Source organism: Flavobacteriales bacterium (genome assembly GCA_026129465.1).
Taxonomy (GTDB): domain Bacteria; phylum Bacteroidota; class Bacteroidia; order Flavobacteriales_F; family PHOS-HE28; genus PHOS-HE28.
Genome location: JAHCIA010000001.1, coordinates 603,241 through 624,168, shown reverse-complemented (window position 1 = coordinate 624,168; position 20,928 = coordinate 603,241). Strand labels below are relative to the sequence as shown.

Here is a 20,928-nt window from a genome sequence, read left to right as displayed (position 1 = left end):
GTATTGCGCCAAGGTAAGCAGGACGGGACCGTTCCGTTCATGGGCCGGTGACCCGCGTTATCGGATACCGCCGGTAGCCGGGTTCATGATGGGGAGAACGACGGTAGATCCAGAGCAACTGGGCATGCGCATCGGCGGCGAAAGCGGGGTCGGAGGACTTTTTCTTCTCCAATTCCCGGCGCAGGGCGGGATCCCTGGCCAGCAGGTCCGTCGCTATATCCTCGAAGACGTAGCTGCTGAAGTATTCCTTCTGCTGCAGCACGCTGTCGAAGAAGCCCCAGGCGAAGAAGCTGTCGCTGGCGCGCGGCTCCAGGATCTCCATCACAAGCCGGTCGGTGGCGTGGCCCATGGGTACGAGGACATCCCCGGGCATGGCCTCCACCCTGCCCTTCTCAGTGGCCGTGGTGATGCCGTGGTGCAAGTAGCGCCCTTCATAAGGTGTCTTCACGGTGTTCAGATCCTGCACGCGCTGGACCTCCACCGCGAAACTGGTCCGGTCCTTCACCACTTCCATGGCCACTTCGTCCAGTTTGAGCCTGGTAATGACCTCGCGCCAGGCCTGCGGTATCAGGTAGGCCTTGGGTTTGGTGATGAAGAAGGAAGGCGCATAGCGGTCAAGCCATGGCACCAGCGTGTCCAAGGGCTGGCCGCGGTCGTAGTACGGACGTGGAAGTCCGCTCACCGCGCTGTTCCTGTGTCCCGCACGATAGCCCTTCCAATCCAGCCATTCCACTTGGGTGGAGTCCAAGGTGTAGTTGAACCCGAAGGTGCCTGCCGAGGCGGTGCTTCTCCTGGACTGTTCCCGCACACGTGCCAGCCGCTCCCCATCACGGTCCATCACGGCCATTGTGGCCAGCATCAGCTGGAAGGTGGCGTTGACGCGTTCCGCGAAGGGCTTCAGCATGTGCGTTTCGGAGAGTATTCCGATGCGCTGGCAGAGACCCGCGTGACCGGAACTGTAGCGCGGCCCATCGAGGAAGCCGTGCAGCCCCTGCTCCGGGAAGTCCTTCAAGGTCTCGAAGTAGGGGCACATGAGGATGCCGCGCTGCCCCATCCATTCGTACAGTCCGGGCTTCAAAGTGCCATCCAGGTACATGCGCAATGCGGGTTCCAAGCGGTCCGGGTGCGTGGTGAGCAGTTCCATCACATACTGGTGATCGGCGCCGTTGCTCACATGCGTCTCGAAGTAGATGTCCGGGTCCCAGTGACGCAAGGTCTTCAGCAGGTCGCGGGTGTTGCGGCTGTCTGCCTTGATGAAGTCGCGGTTCAGGTCCAGGTTGCGGGCGTTCGCACGGAAGCCATACTCCTCGGGGCCGATCTGGTTGGCGCGGCTGTGGCTGTTGCGCTGCTGCGCACCGCTCACATTGTACACCGGCACGATGCACACGGTGGTCTTCGCCAGCAGGCCCATGTACTGGTCGCTGTGCAGCAGGGCGCTGGCCAGTAGCAGGCTGGCGTCGACCCCATCGGGCTCGCCGGCGTGGATGCCGTTGGTGATCCACAGGATGCGCTTGCCCGCCGCGCGCAGGCTGTCCGGGTGCGGCGCGGTGCCGTCGTGCAGGATGAAGAGGTGGATCGGTGAGCCGTCGTCGTCGGCCCCCATCACCGTAAGCGTGGCGCCCGCGTGCGCATGGTCCAGGTCCCGGAACGCATCAATGGCTTCGGCCCAGGTGGGCGTGGTGGTGCCGGTGAAGGTCCAAGCACCGGTTCCTGGTTGAGCGCTAAGCAAGGCTCGGACCATCATGAGGTGCAGCAGGAACACGGTTCGCATGGACGGCAAAAATGCGACACCGCCACTGGCCGATGATCGACAATTGGCGGTGCACACTACCGAAAGATCCCGATCAGTTGAACGTGACCGTACCGAACCGGTGGGTCTTCTTCCAATTGGCGTAGATGAAGAGCCGGTCGTCGCCGGTCTGCACACCGGCCTTGGGCCGCGTGATCGCATCGCGTTTGTCCTGCGGCAGCAGCGCCTCCCGGAACACCTTGCCATCGGCATTGATGGTGGCCAGGGTGATCAGCATGTCCTTGCCGTACTTGAAGGGCTCCACCTTGTCCCCGGGCAGCAGCATCAGGTTCTTGCCGCTGTCGTTGAACATCACATAGATGTGGTCGTCCTTCACCACCAAGGCATAGGAGGAATAGCGGCCGCCATCGTTCACACTGTGCTGTCGCTTGGGCACCTTGGCCGCCCAGACGATGTCGCCATTGGGATCCACGTTCACCACGATGATGTCGTTGTAGACATAGTTGTCGACGTACCGCATCGTCGTGCGGCCATTGGCATCCGTGGTGGTGACGGTGGTCACATAGTAACGATACTGCTCGGCCACCATGACCACGCCACCATCGTCGCGACGAATGATGTCACGCAACTCGTAGTTGGGCAATTCCAGTTCCTCCCCTTTTTTCTCTGCCTTTTTGGTGGCCTTGGCCTCCTCCTTCTCGGTCATGTAGGAGGTGATGAAGTCCTTCTCGAATTCCTTGAAACTGGAATGGATGATCGCCATACTTTCCCGGTCGAGCCGAAGGAAGAACGTGCCACTGATGGCGAAACTGCCTTTGCTCCCGTAGAACCCGCCACAAAGGATGTCCCCATCCGTGCCGATGTTCAACGAGAGGTCTTGGAAGAATTTATCCGGTACTGTGATGGGATGGTCCTCCACCGGTGAACCGTCCCCATGGAACACGAGCAGGTGGTACTCGTACGTGGCTTTCCCGTCCTTCTTCAACTCCTTGGCCTCCCGCTTTTCGGCATACTTCATCCCGATCATGAGCACGGAGCCATCATCGGCCACACGGACGTTCTCCACTGTGAATTCCTTGTCGGCGTATGGCAGTTCCACGCTTCGCTCCCAGATCGGGTTCATCTCTGTATCGAACACCTTTAGTTCGAAGCGTTCGCTCCCATCCTTGTCAAATGGCAGCAACTGGCTGACCAGCACGGCCTTGTCACCGGGCGAAACACGCACCTGGCTGGCTCCGGTGTTCCTGCGGCTTGCCACATCAATGGTGGAGAGTTTGCGGATGCGACCGAGCGGCTTCATGTCCGCTTCACTGAACGTGCGCAGGTAGACCGAGGTGGACTTGTCCTTCTTGTCGAGGAACGTGGTGAACACCAACAGCTTGTCGCCGAACAACACCACCTCCTTCAAGGTGTGGTCGTTCCTGTCGAAGGTCAGCGGTATGAGCTTCTGGTACACCGTGCGGTGCTTGCTGTCCATCTTCCGTAAGAAGACCTCCTTCTTCACGGACACGGTCATGTACACATGGTCGTCCGTATAGCCAACGACCTCCTCGAAAGCGCCATCCTTGCTGTCGTTCATCTCCACACCCCATTTCACGGAGGCGCGGTCGGTCTTGCTTTGGGACATAAGGGGTGTGGCCCCCAGCCACAGGCTGAGAGCGATAGGCAGTAAGATCTTCATTTGTTACAGAGGTGTTAAGGTGGGTATGGCGGCCAATGCAGCCAAAGGAATGGATCCATTCTGTACCAGCCAAGGCATGCGCAGGAAAAAAGTATAAAGCGTACCCAGTGGCCCGCCCAGCTGCACGCGGTCCGCTCTTGTTCAGTGCACCACAAGCCTGCGCCATTCGGGCAGTCCTTCGCGGAACCAGATGCCCACGTGGTAGAGGCCTCGCACCATGCCATTCAACGGCACGCGCACCTCGTTGTCCGCCAGGAAATGGTGCTCGGCCACCCGTTTGCCTCCGGCATCCAACAGCATCACACGCACATCGCCAGGCGCATCGCTGAAGCGGATGATGAAACCGCTGGCGGCGTCGGTAGGATTCGGCAGCAGTATGACCTCTCTTGCCGGAGGCTCCGGTTCCGGGATGGACACCGTGCCCACGATGGTGGTATCGATGTTCACCACGATGCCGAACACCGGCCCCCACTGGTCCAGGGCATCACGGGCACGCATCCACAACACGTTCACACCGGAGTAGACCGGCGTGGGGATCTCCCCGCCCCGGATCCGCTCCAATGCGCTGGAGAAGTCACCATCGACGGCGAGCATGGGCATGGCCTGGCCCGGACCGGGATCGTCATTCACGAAGTATTCCGCCAATGAGACGCGGATCGAGGGGAAACTCACCGCATTGGGCAGCACGTCCACCACCACCCGGAAAACAGGCCCCCAACCGCCTTGTGCATCGCGCGCGCGCATGCCCAGCACATGGGCACCCACCGGGGGCAACGCGGCGGTCTCCACCATCACCTGTTCCAGTGCGCTGTTGAAGTCGCCATCGAAAGCGAGCATGGGCAGGCCGTTGCCAGGGCCGGGGTCATTGTCCCAGAAATACTCGGCCTGTGAAATGCGGATCTCCGGCAGGCTCAGCAAGGAGGGCTCCACCACGATCACTTTCCTGAAGACCGGACCCCAGGCGTTGTTCAGGTCACGGGCACGAATGCCCAGCGTATGTTGGCCCACGGCGGGCAGTGTGGCGGTCTCCAGCAGGATGGCTTCCAACGCATCGTTGAAGTTGCCGTCCACGGCTGGTATGGGCGTGCCGTTCCCCGCGCCAGGGTCGGTGTCCCAGAAATATTCAGCGGCTGTGATGTGCTGTGCGGCGAGCGAAAGGCCCAACAGCCAGCCCGCCAGCAACAGGAAGGACTTGGTCAAGCTCATGGCAGTGGGCTTAGCGGTCCCAAGCTTTGGCCTTCACACGCAGCGTGGCGCCTTCGCGGATGTTGTAGGGATGCCCGGCCAGGAAAACGCGGGCCGCGCCGGTGTGCAGCGGATGGAAGTTCACCAGCGTATAGCTGCCGCCGTAAGCGCCCGCATCGCCCAAGCTCAGGTCCAGGTCGAAGAAGGGCGCGGCGGGATTGGCTTGATCGATGCCCGAGCTGCCTGCCTCCAACGCACCTGTGGCCAGGTCCACGTTCACATTGCCGCCCTCCACATTGTTCCCCACGAAGGTGAAACCGGTCGCGACCGGAACGGTCAGCGAAGCATCGAACACGTTCCAGTACACGTTGACCTGGGCATTGCCGAGCGAACCACCGTTGTGCACACCGCGCTTCGTATTGCCCGTGTTGGCACGTATCGCGTTGTTCATCACCTCCCAAACGGAGTTGGAGGACAAGCTGCCCAGGTTGATGCCGTTGTTGACACTGCCGGCCAAGGCCACGATGGTGTTGTTCCTGATCAGGTTGGGCACGGCCTGGGTGTTGCCGCTGTTCAGCCGGATGCCCTCGTTGCTGTGGCGGATGTAGTTGTTGCGCACATGCACCACCTGCGCCGGCGTGAGCATGAAGATCGCGGGGCTGGAGTCCGTGCTCACGACGATGTTGCCCACCACGGCGCTGGTGTCGTTCTGGAAGGCCGCCGCCGAGTTGATGTAGATGGCGTGGCCCACACCCTGGTTGTTGATGTTGCAACCGATCACACTCCCCATGTTCAGGTGGATGCGTCCGCTCTCCAATGTGCACCCCACTACTTCGTTCTTGAAGACCGCCGTGGTGAGGGTCATGTTCCCGTTCACCAAGCGGCTGTCGAGTATGGACACGCTCGCACTGCCCACCGTGCCCGTACCCGAGCTGGTGATGGAGCCGCTGGTGTTGTACATGCCGATGATCCGGATCACCCGCCCGGTGGCGGCCGTGAGCGTCCAGTTCCCCTGCACGTTGAAGAAACCGTTGTTATCGAAGCTGAGGAACTCCAGGCTCTTGGCCACGTTGATGGTTTCGATCCAAGGCACACCGCCCGCGCGGTTCTTGATGATGATGCGGTCGCCGTCGTTGGCCGCTGTGATGGCCGAAGCGATGCTGGGAAAGGCCGGGGGAACACCGAATTCCTCCACGATGCGGTCCACGGCCAGGCAAGGCGCCGAGCACAGCGCCAATGCGATGATCAGGTAGTTCTTCATGTCGTTGGTTTCGAGGCGGCGAAAGTAGGGCTTCAGCACAGCCTCCCCTCGCGGCCGCATGGGTCCATCACCATGGACGACCACACCCCAGAAAAGGCGACCCCGGCACCAGGGCAGTGGTACCGGGGTCTGGGGAACCAGACCTGTCGGCCTGGGATCTTTCGGGTGCAACGCCGCCGCTCAGACAACCATGATCGTCAAGGCATCCTCCTCCACATTCGGTTCTGGCGCCAGGCATTCCACGGCCGGGAGTGCATCCACAGGTGGAATGGCTTGGGCGAACAGTTGTTCATCGTCGGTCAAACAGAGCAACAGCGTAATGGTTTGTATCGGCCACATGTCAGAGAGGGGTTTGGGCCTCCCTGAAGAGTGGGCGCAAGTTGCACCAAGACGGATCACATTGTCAAGACGAATGTGAAAAATATATCGATGAATGTTGAAAAACTATCGTCGATCACAAGATGGCCAGCCGTGCTGGCCAGTTCGGTCGCTCCTGTTCCGGCCCCGATCGCCAACTTCGTCGTGAACTAGCCTCAAGCATGACCGACTTCCACCGCATCCGCACCCAAGCCGAATACGACAGCGCCCTGGCCGCCAGCGTACAAGACCCCGAAGCCTTCTGGGCCGCCCAAGCCGAACGCTTCACCTGGCAAAAGCCCTGGGACAAGGTGCTCGAATGGGACTTCGAGCAGCCTGATGTGCAGTGGTTCATCGGCGGCAAGCTGAACATCACCGAGAACTGCCTGGACCGCCACCTGAAGCAACGCGGCAACAAGCTGGCGATCATCTGGGAACCGAACGACCCCAAGGAACGCTTCGTGCGCCTGACCTACCGCGAACTGCACGAGCGCGTGTGCCAGTATGCCAACGTGCTGAAGCGCAGCGGCGCGAAGAAGGGCGACCGCATCTGCATCTACATGCCCATGGTGCCCGAGCTGATGATCGCCACGCTGGCCTGCGCGCGCATCGGGGCCATCCACAGCGTGGTGTTCTGCGGCTTCAGCGCACAGAGTCTGAGCGACCGTATCCAGGATGCCGCCGCCACCATGGTGCTGACCAGCGACGGCCTGAACCGTGGACACAAGCAGATCCCCGTGAAGCGTGTGGTGGACGAGGCGCTGGAGAATTGCCCCAGCGTTCAAAAGGTGATCGTGACCGAGCGCCTGGGCTGGAGCGTGAACATGCAGGAAGGCCGCGATGTGTGGCTGCACGACGAGCTACAGCACGTGGACAAGCATTGTCCGGCCGAAGTGATGGATGCGGAGGACCCGCTCTTCATCCTCTACACCAGCGGCAGCACCGGCAAGCCCAAGGGCGTTGTGCATACCTGCGGTGGCTACATGGTGTACACCGACTACAGCTTCCGCAACGTGTTCCAGTACGAGGAGAGCGACATCTACTGGTGTACGGCCGACGTGGGCTGGATCACCGGCCACAGCTACATCATCTACGGGCCGCTGCTGAACGGCGCCACCACGCTGGTGTTCGAGGGCGTGCCCACCTTCCCCGATGCGGGCCGCTTCTGGCAGGTGATCGACAAGCACGGCGTGAACATCTTCTATACGGCCCCGACGGCTATCCGCAGCCTGATGGCCCAAGGGCTGGACCACGTCCTCGCCTACTCGCTTGACAGCTTGAAGGTGATCGGCACGGTGGGCGAACCGATCAATGAAGAGGCCTGGCACTGGTACAAGCAGCACATCGGCAAGGGCCAATGCCCCGTGGTGGACACCTGGTGGCAGACCGAGACCGGCGGCATCCTCATCAGCACCATGGCCGGTGTGAACGACGAGAAACCCGCGCACGCCGCGTGGCCCCTGCCCGGTGTGCAACCCGTGCTGCTGACGCCCGATGGGAAGGAGATCACCGAGAACGAAGTGGAGGGCCTGCTGTGCATGAAGTTCCCGTGGCCCAGCATCCTGCGCACCACCTGGGGCGATCACGAGCGCTGCCGCCAGACCTACTTCAGCAGCTACAAGGGCTACTACTTCACCGGCGACGGCGCCAAACGCGATGCCGACGGCCGCTACCGCATCATCGGCCGGGTGGACGATGTGATCAACGTGAGCGGCCACCGCTTCGGCACGGCCGAGATCGAGAACGCCATCAACCAGGCCAAGGGCGTGGTGGAAAGCGCCGTTGTGGGCTACCCGCACGATATCAAGGGCCAGGGCATCTACGCCTATGTGGTCTGCGAAACGCCGATCCCCGCCGACGATGCACAGGCCATGGAGAACATGCGCGGCGAGATCCTGGAAGCCGTGGTGGCCGGCATCGGACGCATCGCCAAGCCGGACAAGATCCAGTTCGTCAGCGGCCTGCCCAAAACGCGCAGCGGGAAGATCATGCGGCGCATCCTGAGGAAGGTGGCGGAGAACGAGTTGGGGAGTTTGGGGGATACGAGCACCCTGTTGGATCCGGCGGTGGTGGAGGAGATCACGGCGGGCAAGTTGTAACGACCTTCGTTCCATGAGCGACCACCTCCACGACGCCTTCGACAACGGCAAACGCATCAGCCCCAAACTGCCCGAGGGGAAGAAGAACTTCCTGATCGACATCGACGGCACCATCTGCGAGGACATCCCCAACGAGGAGCCCGAGCGCATGGCCACGGCGGCGATATACGAGGGCGCGCTGGAGATCTGCAACAAGTGGTACGACGAAGGGCACATCATTACCTTCTTCACCAGCCGCCTGGAGGAGCATCGCGCGGTTACCGAAGCTTGGTTGAGCAAGCATGGCTTCAAGTACCACGCGTGCCTGTTCGGCAAGCCGCGCGGCGGCAACTACCACTGGATCGACAACCACATTGTGCGGGCCACTCGGTACAACGGCAGGTTCACCGATCTGGTGGAACGCCGCGCGACGATCGAGACCTTCAAAGAGGACTGAGCCGGATCAGCGGCCGATGACCAGCGCGCGATGGACCATCACGCCCGATAAGCCTTGCAGCCTAAGCCAGACCAAGTGTGTGCTCGCCGGCAGCTCCGCTTCGTCCAGGTATAGCGTACGCGGATCACCCGCGGCCAGATCGCCTTCGTACAGCACGCTGAGCATCCGGCCACTGGCATCGATCACGGAAAGACTCACCCGCTCATCGGTCGTGCTGGAGAAGTTGACGGAGGCGACCTTGCTCATGGGGTTGGGTGCGATGGTCAGTTGCAGCCCATCGGTCTGGACACTATCAGTAACCACAGCACAGGGACCAAGCAGGCAACCGTGGGCCAGGTGAGCCGCCACCGCTGGTGCTCCAATGCAGATCTGCTTCATATTGGCCGGATTGCCCGGGGGCAGGTGGCACACCAGCACCTTGTGGTTGTTGGCACCGCAGCGCACATCCGCCACGTTCACGAACACGGAATCGATGTATGAACAACCTTCCGCATCCTGCAGGTTGACGAAGTACCAGCCCGGAATGGTGTCGCAAACAGTGATCTGTGTGCCGCTCACGCCGGAACTCCATTCCATGGTGTAGGGTTCAACAGCCTCCTCCACCAAGGCTTCCACCGTTGCACATGCCAGAGGTTCGTAACCGTGGAAGACCGTCACCGTGTCCTGTGGGATATCCACCAGACATTGGCCTGAAAGCACCAGGCCGGTCGCGAGACATGGGATCAGCAGGGTGATCCGGGTGTTCATGCTGCCAAGGTATCCCCGCCATTTAAGGGCAGGCAAGGCCAATTAGACCGACACCCTGATGTGATCGACAAGAACGTCAGCAGGGGCGCTTCATGACAACGATGCTGCCTTCAGCGTGTTCAGCAGCAAACTGGTGATCGTCATGGGCCCCACCCCACCAGGTACCGGGCTGATGGCGCTGCATTTGGGTGCCACCTCATCGAACTTCACATCGCCCAGCAAGCGGAAGCCGCTCTTGCGCGCGGGGGCGTCCACACGATGGATGCCAACGTCCACCACCACGGCGCCTTCCTTCACCATATCGGCCGATACGAACTCCGGCTTGCCCAGTGCCACGATCAGGATGTCGGCCTGGCGGGTGATGGCCGCCAGGTCCTTGGTGCGGCTGTGCGCGAGTGTCACCGTGCAGTTACCGGGTTCGCTGTTGCGGCTCATGAGGATGCTCATGGGCGTGCCCACGATGTTGCTGCGGCCGATGACCACACAATGCTTGCCGCTGGTGGGCACTTGGTAGTGCTTCAACAATTCCACGATGCCGGCCGGCGTGGCTGGCAGGAAACCGGGCAGCCCCAGCACCATGTTGCCCACGTTCACCGGGTGGAAGCCATCCACATCCTTGCGCGGATCAATGGCCAGCGTGATGCGGTCGGCATCGATGTGCTTGGGCAGCGGCAGTTGTACGATGAAGCCATCGAGCTCGGGATCGCTGTTCAACTCGTCCACGAGCTTCAGCAGGCCTGCTTCGGTGATGTCGGCAGGCTTGCGGAGCAATGTGCTGCGGAAGCCCACGCTCTCGCAGGCTTTCACTTTGCTTTCCACGTAGGTGCGGCTGGCACCATCATCACCCACCAGCACAGCGGCCAGATGGGGAGCATGGCCGCGCCGGGCCTTCACTTCAGCCGCTTTCGAGGCGATCTCCGCGCGTATGGCTTTTGACGCCGCACGGCCATCCAGCAATTGGTAAGTGGTCACTTCCGGCATGCCGACGAAGATAGACGAATGCTGAGGCCGGCATCTACCGCCTCATCCCCTGCGCCTGCTGCATCCGCTGCATCATCGCCTTCATCTTCGTCTTGTCGCCCATCATCTTCATCATCTTGCGGGTCTCCTCGAACTGCTTCATCAGCTTGTTCACCTCGCTGATGTCGCGGCCGCTGCCCCGGGCGATGCGCTGCCGGCGGCTGCCATTGATGATGCTCGGTTCGCGGCGCTCATCGGGTGTCATGCTGCCGATCATCGCTTCGATGTGGCGGAAGGCGTCGTCCGGGATGTCCAGGTCCTTCATGGCCTTGCCCACGCCGGGGATCATGCCCATGAGGTCCTTCATGTTGCCCATCTTCTTGATCTGCCCGATCTGCTCCAGGAAGTCGTCGAAACCGAACTGGTCTTTCTGCAGCTTCCGGTTCAGCTCGCGGGCCTGTTTCTCATCGAACTGCTCCTGGGCGCGTTCCACCAGGCTCACCACATCGCCCATGCCCAGGATGCGGCCGGCCATGCGGTCCGGGTGGAACTCGTCCAGCGCCTCCATCTTCTCGCCCGTGCCGATGAACTTGATCGGCTTGTCCACCACGCTGCGGATGCTCAGCGCCGCACCGCCGCGCGTGTCGCCGTCCAGTTTCGTAAGCACCACGCCGTCGATGTCCAGCCGTTCGTTGAAGGCCTTGGCGGTGTTCACGGCGTCCTGGCCGGTCATGCTGTCCACCACGAAGAGCGTCTCCTGAGGCTGGATGGCCTTCTTCACGCGGGTGATCTCGTCCATCATCGCCTCGTCCACCGCCAGGCGGCCGGCGGTGTCCACGATCACGGCCGTGTAGCCGTGCAGCCTGGCGTGGGCGATGGCCTTCTGCGCGATGGCCACCGGGTCCTTGCTCTCGCGGTCGCTGAACACGGCGATGTCCAGCTGCTTGCCCAGCGTCTCCAGCTGATCGATGGCGGCGGGGCGGTACACGTCGCAGGCCACCAGCAGGGGCTTCTTGCCCTTCTTGCGCAGGTACCCGGCCAGCTTGCCGCTGAAGGTGGTCTTGCCCGAGCCTTGCAGGCCGCTCATGAGGATCACCGTGGGGTTGCCACCCAGGTTGATGCCCGCATTGCGGCCTCCCATCAACTCGGCCAGTTCGTCCTGGGCCAGCTTGGTGAGCAGCTGCCCTGGGCTGATGGCGTTGATCACGTTCGCGCCCAGGGCCTTCTCCTTCAGCCGGTCGGTGAAATCCTTGGCGGTCTTGTAATTCACGTCGGCGTCCAGCAGCGCGCGCCGGATCTCCTTCATGGTCTCGGCCACGTTGATCTCCGTGACCTTGCCCTGGCCCTTCAGGACCTTGAAGGCTCTTTCGAGCTTGTCGTTGAGGTTCTCGAACATCCTTGTTGACAATGGGGCCACGAAGGTAGCGGGACGGATCCGCCGTCGGTTCAAAGCGAAGACCCCTCAGGTGCCTCACCCCACCACCCGCCAGATCACCCCTGCGGCCACCAGCCCCAGCAGGCTGCCGTAGATGAGCTGGTTGTGCCGCGCCAGCCATTCGGGCAGGTAGATGTCGAAGTTGGGTTTATCGGAGTCCGAGTAGCGGCGGGCGACGAGGGTGAGCGGACAGCTCATCCGGTACACCAGCAGCACCAGGCATTCCAGCCCGAATAACCCAAGGCCGATCCACACCCAGTGGTCGATGCGATCGGTGATGACGGCATAGAGCAGGTAGAGCATCACCCCATTGAAGAAGACCCACACGGCGGTGTGCAGCAGCTTGATCGCGGTGAGCGCGCGCATGGCGGTCAATGGAACAAACCGCGCATCCGCGCCATCCACCAGGGGGCCATGAACGTGATGATGGGGATGAAGACCCACACCCGGCCCTTCAGCAGGTTGTAGTCCGCGAACATTTCGGTCCAGCTCAGGTGGCTGATGAAACGGCCCATGCCGAACTCGAAGACCAGCGTCATGAGCAGCCAGGCGGTGCCCATGGCCCATGCCTGCCGCGCATCGGCCGGCCCCATCCACCGGATGGTGGCCCAGGTGATGCCGAGGATGATGATCGCCAACAGAAACGTACTGAGGACATGGCCCCAGGCTGCGCCGATCGCGGGGTTGAGGACGAACTGACGCAGGCTGCCGTTGGCGATGGCGCCGACCATGCACAGCAACCAGATGGCGAGGACCTTCCACCACATGACCACAAAGTTCAACGGGGAATGCGGCTGGTCCTTGACAACGGTCATGGATGGGAACGCGATGGCCGGTAAGCCGACCATTGGGCGGACTTATTCAAGCATCCGTCGACGATGGGCCACCTCCCATCCATTTAGGGCATCTTTTGGAACACCTGACCGTAGTACCGCGCATGGAGACCATGTTCCGGATCCAGCTATTGACACTCCTTGCCATGGGCATGGTCTGCTTGCTCGAGGCTTCCGCACAGGGCCAATGTGGACCCACCGTGCCCAGCCTTGTGGTGGACCTGAGCAGTGCGCCGAATGCCACCTTCCTGAGTCCTTCCATCCAGCGCAATGGGCAATGCTGCGGCGTGACCGCACCCGATCAATGCCTGGAGTTCATCATCACCCTGCACCCTGATGCGCAGGGTATCCACTTCGACATCTGCGCGGGAGCGGTACCACCCGGTGCCTTGTTCTACCAGATCGGCTGTGGCCCGCCGATCCAGGTCGGCCAGCCCATCTGCCTCGATGGCCCTGGTCCCCATGTGCTCACCTTCTGCAAGCCCGGCAACAATTCCAATCAGTACTGCATCACCTCGGTGCCCGCACCATCCGCGGGACCGGGCCTTGTCCTCAATGACGGTTGCACCGGAACGCTCACCAGCAGCGGTTTCGCCCCGGGCACCATCCAATGGACCTCCATCGAACCCGGACCGCCTGGTGCCTACAACGGTTACCTCGCTTGTCCGACATGCGCCAACACGCAGGTGACCGGCCAGGCGGGCGCGCCCGCCTATGTGGACTACCAGGTCTGTGGCAACGCCATTGCCCCTTGCAGCAGCAACAGCTATTGCGATACCGTGCGGGTGTATTTCAATCCAACCCTCACCGCGGTGATCGTGCCGGAAGACCCGGTGGTATGCTTTGGCGCGCCAGGCATCGACATCACCGTGGTCGGAGATGGCGGAACACCTCCTTACAGCTATCTGTGGAGCACGGGCGAAACAAGCTCCAGCATATTCGTGGGGCCAGGCACCTACACGGTGACGCTCAACGATGCGTCCAACTGCCCGCCAGCCACGGCCCAAGTGGTGGTGAACGGCTTCGCCAACCCCATCACGGCCTCTGCTGGAGATGACATTTTGGTGTGCGGACAATCCACCAGCGTGCCACTGAACGGGAGCGTCACAGGGGTGACCACAGGTATTTGGAGTGGTGGACAGGGCGTATTTCTTCCATCTCCCGAAACGCTTGGTGCGACCTACCAGCCGACCCCTGCGGAGATCGCTGCTGGCTTCGTGCAATTGACGCTCACCACCACGGGCAACGGCCCCTGCCCGGGAGGATCGGATGTGTTGACCATCCTTTTCGGGGTTCCCTTCTTCGGCGCCACCATCGAAGCCACGAACGTGAGTTGCCAGGGCGCAGCTGATGGTACCGCCTCCTTTGCGCCCGCCGATCCGGAACTCAGCTACCTGTGGAACGATCCCGCAGGACAGACCACCGCTACGGCGAATGGCCTTGGACCTGGTGCATACACCGTGTTCGTCACCGATGCCTTGGGGTGTGATACCAGCCTCACCATCACGATCACGGAACCTGCGCCACTGAACGCCTCATTCAATGCGCTTGAGGCACCTGTCTGCTCCGGCGACGCCAACGGATCCGCTGGCATCGATGTTTCCGGCGGTACCGCGCCCTACACCTACGCCTGGTGGGGCACTGCGGCAGGGCAAAGCACGCCACAGGCCACGGGGATGCCGAGTGGTGCCTTCGGTGTGACCATCACCGACGCGAACGGCTGTTCGATCACCTTGGATGGCACGTTGCAAGCACCGCCACCTGTGACACTCACGGCCCAGGTGCCCGACACCGTTTGTGTGAACGTTCCGGTGACGCTCACCGCGCAAGCCGGCGGAGGGTCGGGCGGATACGTGATCACCTGGGCCGGTATCGGCACCGGAAGCCCGATCACGCATCTGTTCCAGTCCAACACGACGGTGACCGTGACCGTGCAGGACGCCGCCGGGTGTGCGGGTCCCACACTGAGTTTCCCAGTGTCCGTATTGGACCTGCAATCCGCGACACTCACCACGGCTGGTGGCGCCACCTTCTGCCCCGGCGCCGTGGCCAGCGTTTCCGCCTCGCTTGCCGGTTACCCGGGCGATTGGAGCATGAGCTGGCCGCAACTGGGTTCCACAGGACCCGGCCCACACAGTGTGGTGGTGATCGGTGACAGCCTATTGCATGTGATCGTCACGGATGGCTGCGGCCAGCAATTGGCCGGCACCGTGCAACTGCTCCTTGAAACACCACCGGTGATCCAGATGCCGCCGGTGATCGCCGAGGGATGCGCGCCATTCACGCTGACACTTCCTTCCCTTGTACCGAACCAGCCCCTCACCTATCATTGGAACCTGGGCAATGGCGGCACTTCGCAACAAGCCACACCCACCGTGACCTATCCGGCCGGTACGTTCGGTCTGACGCTCACCGTTTACACGCCCGCCGGTTGCACGGCAGGGGCCTCCACAACCGGCCTCATCATCGTGCATCCACCGCCTGTGGCGCAATTCACCGCCGATCCCTGGGTCACGGACATCGACCACGCGACGATCGACTTCACGAGCCTCGCCACCGGACAGGTCAACGGCTATGCCTGGAGCTTCGGCGATGGGGCCACGAGTCTTCAGCAGCACCCCACGCACACGTACGATGACATCGGCACCTTCATGGTGGAACACCAGGTGACCAGCGTCCACGGCTGCGTGGCCAGTGTGGTGCGGCCGGTGACCATCACGCCGGTGTACGACATCACCGTGCCCAACGTCTTCACGCCCAATACGCAGTTGAGCGCCGGTGGACAATGGATCCCGCTGGACCTGAGCAACGACGTGTTCTATCCCTTCGTGCGCTTCGTGCAGGACTACCGCTTCAGGATATTCAACCGCTGGGGTGAGCAGATCTTCGAGAGCCATGAACTGGCGATCGGATGGGACGGCTGGTACCGGGGCCAGCCCTGCGCCCAGGATGTCTATGTGTGGCAATTGTGGGTGAGGTTCGTGGATGGCGCGGAGCGGGCCCTGATGGGCGATGTGACGCTCCTGCGTTGACGGGGCGCGCGCAACCCTGCACGCTTCAGCACGTACCAGCGGCGCGAAACCCAGGGGAAGCAAGTCTTCCGCCATGCTCCGTACCGCACTCATCGCCCTTTTCACCGGGTCCGTCCTGATCGGACGCGCCTCGCACATGTCGGGCGGCGAGATCTACTGGGATTGCGCGGGGCCCAACCAGTACAAGATCACCATGGTGATCTACCGCGATTGCTTCGGCATCGACGTGGACCCCTACTACAACCTGCAGGTGCAAAGCCCTTGCGGCAACACCAGCTTGCTCGTGCACATGGAGGAAGGCGTGGAGCTATCACAGCTCTGCGACATCCAACTGCCCAACAGCACCTGCAACGGCGGCACCCTGCCGGGCATCCAGCGCTACACCTATTCCGGTCTGATCACCCTGGCGCCCTGCGCCTCGTGGACGATCAGCTACACGAACATCTACCGCAACGCGGCCATCGTGAACCTGGTGAATCCCGGCCAGCAGCGCACCTACATCAAGGCCGTGATCAACACGCTGGCGGCGCCCTGCAACGATTCGCCGCGCTTCACCAACGTAGCCATCCCCTTCGTCTGCCTCGGCTACCCCATGGGCTACAGCTTCGGCGCCTACGATGTGGAAAGCGACTCGCTCAGCTACACACTCATCGACGCCATGGGGCTGTTGGGCGCACCACTGGCCTATGTGCCCCCCTATACCGGGCAGGAGCCCATCCCCGGTCTCACGATCGACCCTGTCACCGGCCAGGTACAGTTCACCTTGAATTTGATCGGCAACTGGGTGGTGGTTGTCCGGGTGGACCAGTATGTCAATGGGGTGTGGACAGGTTCCATCATGCGCGACATGCAGTTCGTGGCCTACCCCTGCGACAACCAGCCACCCGATCCGTCCACAGGCCTGGTGGAGGAACTCATGGGTGGTGCGGTGCTGACCGGTCCACGCGCGATCGAAGTGTGCCCAGCGAACGGCTTCTGCTTCGAGGCCACGATCGCCGACCCCAACACGAACAATGTGCTCACGGCTTTCAGCAATGTGACGCTGAGTCTGCCCGGAGCCACCTTCAGCTACAGCGGATCCAACCCCATTACCGCCATGGTCTGCTGGCCGGGACAGGCGGGCATTTCAGGCGTGTTCCCCTTCATCATCACGGCCAACGACGGTGCCTGTCCCATTCCGGCCATCCAGACCTATGTCTACGCCGTGACGGTGCTGAGTGGCATGACCGCCACGCTTGAAGTGATCGATGAAAGCTGCCTGGGCAATGCCGATGGCGTGATCACAGCGGTGGTCAGCGGCGGCAGCGGACCGTACAGCTTCACTTGGAACAACGGATCGTCCGAGGCCTCCATCACAGGCGGCCCAGGTGATTACAGCGTGACGATCGAAGATGCGGCCGGCTGTGCGTTGCCACCAATGAGCGCGACGATCGGCACCCAGGGACTGCCCAATGCCGCCATGGCCGGCGAGAACGACCAGGCCTGCGCGGGCGTCGCCATCCAGTTGAACGGCACGGTGGTCAACGCCACGGGAGGCCAGTGGAGCGGCGGGCAAGGCTCTTTCACCGGCAGTGGGCCGGTGGTGAGCTACACGCCTTCACTGGAGGATGCCGCCCAAGGGGGCGCCTGGCTGGTGCTGACCACCACGGGCAACGATGCCTGCCCGGCCGCCAGTGACAGCCTCTGGATCGATGTGCCACATCTGCTCGGCGACGCTTCCGTGACCACCAACCCACCCTCCTGCCACGATGCGCTGGACGGATCCGCCACGGTGTTCGCTTCGAATGGCATCACCTACCAATGGAACGATCCGCAAGGCCAACAGGCCAGCACGGCCACCGGCCTTGGGGCCGGCGTTTGGCAAGTGACGGTGACCGACGAGATCGGCTGCACGGTGACGCTGAGCGCGGATCTGGAAGCACCAGCGCCCTTGACGATCGAAGCGATCAGCACCATGCCTGCCGGATGCGTGGATGATGGCAGCGCCACGGTCCAGGTGGCCGGCGGAACCGCACCCTACCAGTTCATATGGAGCAATGGCAGTGAAGCCAGCACCCTCATCGCCACCGCCGGGGACTATAGCGTACAGGTGTCCGATGCGAACGGCTGTGGTCCGGTCGCGGCTGATGTGACGATCGAGCATTTTGGAACGCCAGTCCTGGCCGATGCGGGTCCCGACCTGGTGATCTGCCCCGGCATGACCGCCGTGCAACTCGATGGCCAGGTGGTGAACGCCACGGATGGCTATTGGAGCGGTGGGTCCGGTTCGTTCTTGGGAACGGGCATGAACGTGATCTACACGCCCTCCCCGGAAGAGATCGCCGCCGGTGGAGTGGATCTCGTGCTCACGGCGGTCGGCGATACATCCTGCCCGCCACACCACGATACCGTCCACATCGCCATCTCGAACAGCTTCATCCAGGCCGCCTTGCTGGCCAACGACATCACCTGCCATGGGTCGGTGGATGGCACCATCACTTTCACTCCCGCCCAGCCGGGCATGGTCTACCAATGGGACGATCCACAGGCACAAACGACGGCCATCGCCATGGGACTCGACGCTGGCACATACACCGTGCTGGTGACCGATGCGCTGGGCTGTGACAGCACCATGAGCGCAACGATCATCGAACCGGAAGCACTGACCATCGCTTTGGTGCAACTGACCCCTGTGACCTGCGCAGGCGGACAGGACGGATCGGCGGAAGTGTTCGCCAGCGGTGGAAGCGGCGCTAGCAACATCACCTGGAGCGATGGCCAATCCGGTGCCTTCGCCTCGGCGTTGGCTTCGGGAACCGTGGCCGTGACGGCGGTGGATGCCCATGGATGCAGCGCTACATTGGAGATCCTGGTGCAAGCGCCGGAGCCGATAACCCTGGCGGTCGAGGTGCCGGACACGGTCTGTGTGGGTGCCGCGGTGCAACTCAACGCGGTGGCATCGGGAGGCAACGGTGGCCATGTGATCACTTGGGCAGGCCTCGGCACTGGATCGCCGATCGAGGCTGGTTTCAGCACCTCACAGACGATCACGGTATCGGTGATGGACGCGCTCGGTTGCTCGGGTCCTTCCCTGCAAGTGCCCATCGCTGTGCTCGATCTCCCAAGCGCCACGCTGCTCACCCATGGTGACACCACGGTCTGCCCGGGCGGCATGGCGACTGTCAGTGCCATGGTGATCGGCTACCCTGCGCCCTACGCGCTGCAATGGTCCATCAGTGACCTGAGCGGACCGGGTCCGCACGCGCTGGTGGTGGACCAGAGCATGCAGATCGGCGTGACAGCGAGCAATGTCTGCGGCCATCAATTGAATGGACTGATCGCCCTCGCGATCGACGCACCACCGCCGATCACCCTGCCAATGCTCATCGCCGAAGGATGCGCACCAATGACCGTGACCATGCCGACCGCGGGTGCACCTGCGGGCACACTCCTGCATTGGAACTTCGGCAACGGCACCCAAGCCTTCACCCCCACCCCCACCATCACCTTCGGAGCGGGTACCTGGACGGTGACGCTCACGGCCACATCGCCACTGGGCTGCTCCGCTTCCGCGTCGGCAAGTGGTGCCGTGGTGGCGCATCAGCCCCCCACCGCGGCCTTCACCGCGGATCCCTGGCACACGGACATGGGTTCGCCCACCATCCAGTTCACGGATATGTCCACCGGGCAGATCGCCCAATGGGCCTGGGACTTCGGCGACGGTGGCACCTCCAACGCCCAACACCCGGCACATACCTACGGATGGGCCGCCATGCACGCCGTGGAGCTCTGGGTGAGCGATGTGCATGGTTGTGTGGATGCCACCAGCCTGGCGGTCACCGTGGACCCGGTTCATGAGGTGGTCATACCCAACGTGTTCACGCCCGACCCGAACGGATCCGGCGGCGGTGCGTATGACCCCTACGATCTGAGCAACGACGTGTTCTACCCCTTCGCCAAGGACGTGGCCGATTTCCGGATGAGGATCTTCAACCGGTGGGGCGAACTCGTGTTCGAGAGTGACGAGTTGAAGCGCGGCTGGGATGGCTGGTACCGCGGCCAATTGTGTCCGCAGGACGTGTATGTGGTCCGTGCCTGGTTCCGCTTCACGGACGGCAAGGAACTGGTGCGTACCACGGATCTGACCCTTCTGCGATGAGGACCGCCAGGCGCCATATCGCCCTGTTCGCCACGCTTGCCATGATGTGGTCCGTATCCGCACAGGACCCGCAGTTCTCGCAGTTCTACGCCGCCCCGCAATACCTCAACCCGGCGCTCACCGGCAACACGCAGCAGGACCGCATCGCGCTGAACTACCGCCTGCAATGGCCCGGCATCCAGCCCGGTTTCGAGACCTACGCCTTCGCCTACGACCACCGTTTCGCTGATGCGAACAGCGGCCTGGGCGGCTATGTGCTCCGCGACAAGGCGGGCACACTTGGCCTGCACTTCACCACCATCGCCATGGCCTACAGCTATGAGGCCCGGCTGGACCACAAACGCGCCTTCCGCTTCGGGTTGCGCATGGGCTATACCATGCGGGGCATCGACCCCAGTGGCTACCTCTTCGCCGACCAGATCATCCGCGACGGCGCGCCACGCACCATCGAGACCGGCTTGGTGGAGCAGATCAGCTACCTGGACCTCGCGGCCGGCGGCCTGTACTTCTCCGAGCGCTACTGGGTCGGCATTTCACTCACCCACCTCAACCGGCCCAACCAGAGCCTGTTCCTCGAGCGTGACGCGCGTCTGCCGATGCGGGTCAGTCTGCATGGGGGCTACCTCTTCGCGCTTGACGGCATGCGCTTCGACCGCAGCAAAACGCGCATGACCCTGGCCACACACTACAAGGCGCAGGGCAAATGGGACCAACTGGACCTGGGCGGCTACATCGAGCGGCACCGGATGATCGGCGGCCTGTGGTATCGGGGGCTGCCCATTCTGAAGAGCTATGCGCCCGGCTACCCCAACAGCGAGGCGGTGATCCTGCTGGTGGGCTTCGAGACCGAGCAGCAACTGCGGATCACCTACAGCTACGACATCACCATCAGCAGGCTCACCATGGCCAGTGGTGGCGCGCACGAGATCAGCCTCAGCTACGAATGGCCGCGCCATACCAAGAATCGGCGGGTGCGCATCGTGCCCTGCCCGAAGTTCTGATCGGCGACTTCTC

The 20,928-nt window shown here is 62.4% G+C and carries 15 protein-coding genes; 5 read left to right on the top strand and 10 right to left on the bottom strand.

Features of this window, described 5'->3' with window-relative positions; genetic code table 11:
- Positions 1-37 precede the first annotated feature (37 nt).
- From KIT10_02655 to KIT10_02635, 5 genes are all read right to left on the bottom strand, one after another.
- Entirely contained in the window at positions 38-1,771 is a 1,734-nt protein-coding gene (locus KIT10_02655) for a hypothetical protein (protein MCW5898144.1), read from the bottom strand.
- 73 nt (positions 1,772-1,844) lie between these two features.
- Positions 1,845-3,431: a hypothetical protein gene (locus KIT10_02650; protein MCW5898143.1), complete on the bottom strand. Its 1,587-nt coding sequence runs from the start codon at positions 3,429-3,431 to the stop codon at positions 1,845-1,847.
- Between the two features lie 141 nt (positions 3,432-3,572).
- Positions 3,573-4,637 carry a hypothetical protein gene (locus tag KIT10_02645; GenBank protein MCW5898142.1) on the bottom strand — a complete coding sequence of 355 codons (1,065 nt, stop codon included), beginning with the start codon at positions 4,635-4,637 and terminating at the stop codon, positions 3,573-3,575.
- Positions 4,638-4,647: 10 nt separating this feature from the next.
- The gene (locus KIT10_02640; GenBank protein ID MCW5898141.1) at positions 4,648-5,877 is read right to left on the bottom strand and encodes a hypothetical protein; all 1,230 of its coding nucleotides are present in this window, start codon (positions 5,875-5,877) and stop codon (positions 4,648-4,650) included.
- A 180-nt stretch (positions 5,878-6,057) separates the two neighbouring features.
- Positions 6,058-6,216, bottom strand: coding sequence for a hypothetical protein (locus tag KIT10_02635; GenBank protein ID MCW5898140.1), 159 nt, complete (start codon positions 6,214-6,216; stop codon positions 6,058-6,060).
- A 200-nt stretch (positions 6,217-6,416) separates the two neighbouring features.
- Between KIT10_02635 and acs the strand changes: the two genes are divergently transcribed.
- Both acs and KIT10_02625 read left to right on the top strand, forming a co-directional pair.
- The gene (acs, locus tag KIT10_02630; protein ID MCW5898139.1) at positions 6,417-8,333 is read left to right on the top strand and encodes an acetate--CoA ligase; all 1,917 of its coding nucleotides are present in this window, start codon (positions 6,417-6,419) and stop codon (positions 8,331-8,333) included.
- Positions 8,334-8,346: 13 nt separating this feature from the next.
- Complete coding sequence (locus KIT10_02625) at positions 8,347-8,769, top strand: phosphoheptose isomerase (protein ID MCW5898138.1); 423 nt, start codon at positions 8,347-8,349, stop codon at positions 8,767-8,769.
- A gap of 6 nt (positions 8,770-8,775) precedes the next feature.
- On the opposite strand, the gene KIT10_02620 is transcribed toward KIT10_02625, so the two are convergent.
- The 5 genes from KIT10_02620 to KIT10_02600 form a co-directional block, all read right to left on the bottom strand.
- Positions 8,776-9,516 carry a hypothetical protein gene (locus KIT10_02620; GenBank protein ID MCW5898137.1) on the bottom strand — a complete coding sequence of 247 codons (741 nt, stop codon included), beginning with the start codon at positions 9,514-9,516 and terminating at the stop codon, positions 8,776-8,778.
- Between the two features lie 90 nt (positions 9,517-9,606).
- On the bottom strand, positions 9,607-10,497 hold the full coding sequence (locus KIT10_02615; protein MCW5898136.1) for a bifunctional 5,10-methylene-tetrahydrofolate dehydrogenase/5,10-methylene-tetrahydrofolate cyclohydrolase: 891 nt from the start codon (positions 10,495-10,497) through the stop codon (positions 9,607-9,609).
- 34 nt (positions 10,498-10,531) lie between these two features.
- Positions 10,532-11,872 (bottom strand): signal recognition particle protein, encoded by a 1,341-nt coding sequence (ffh, locus tag KIT10_02610; GenBank protein ID MCW5898135.1) that lies wholly within the window; start codon positions 11,870-11,872, stop codon positions 10,532-10,534.
- Between the two features lie 75 nt (positions 11,873-11,947).
- Positions 11,948-12,277 carry a hypothetical protein gene (locus KIT10_02605; protein ID MCW5898134.1) on the bottom strand — a complete coding sequence of 110 codons (330 nt, stop codon included), beginning with the start codon at positions 12,275-12,277 and terminating at the stop codon, positions 11,948-11,950.
- Between the two features lie 5 nt (positions 12,278-12,282).
- Positions 12,283-12,678, bottom strand: coding sequence for a hypothetical protein (locus KIT10_02600; GenBank protein ID MCW5898133.1), 396 nt, complete (start codon positions 12,676-12,678; stop codon positions 12,283-12,285).
- Positions 12,679-12,848: 170 nt separating this feature from the next.
- Between KIT10_02600 and KIT10_02595 the strand changes: the two genes are divergently transcribed.
- The 3 genes from KIT10_02595 to KIT10_02585 all read left to right on the top strand — a co-directional run bounded on the left by KIT10_02595 (position 12,849) and on the right by KIT10_02585 (position 20,915).
- Entirely contained in the window at positions 12,849-15,776 is a 2,928-nt protein-coding gene (locus KIT10_02595) for a gliding motility-associated C-terminal domain-containing protein (GenBank protein MCW5898132.1), read from the top strand.
- Between the two features lie 73 nt (positions 15,777-15,849).
- Positions 15,850-19,914, top strand: a complete 4,065-nt coding sequence (locus KIT10_02590) for a gliding motility-associated C-terminal domain-containing protein (protein ID MCW5898131.1) — start codon at positions 15,850-15,852, stop codon at positions 19,912-19,914.
- Positions 19,911-20,915, top strand: a complete 1,005-nt coding sequence (locus KIT10_02585; GenBank protein ID MCW5898130.1) for a type IX secretion system membrane protein PorP/SprF — start codon at positions 19,911-19,913, stop codon at positions 20,913-20,915. Before KIT10_02590 ends, KIT10_02585 begins: the two co-directional genes overlap by 4 nt.
- Positions 20,916-20,928 lie beyond the last annotated feature (13 nt).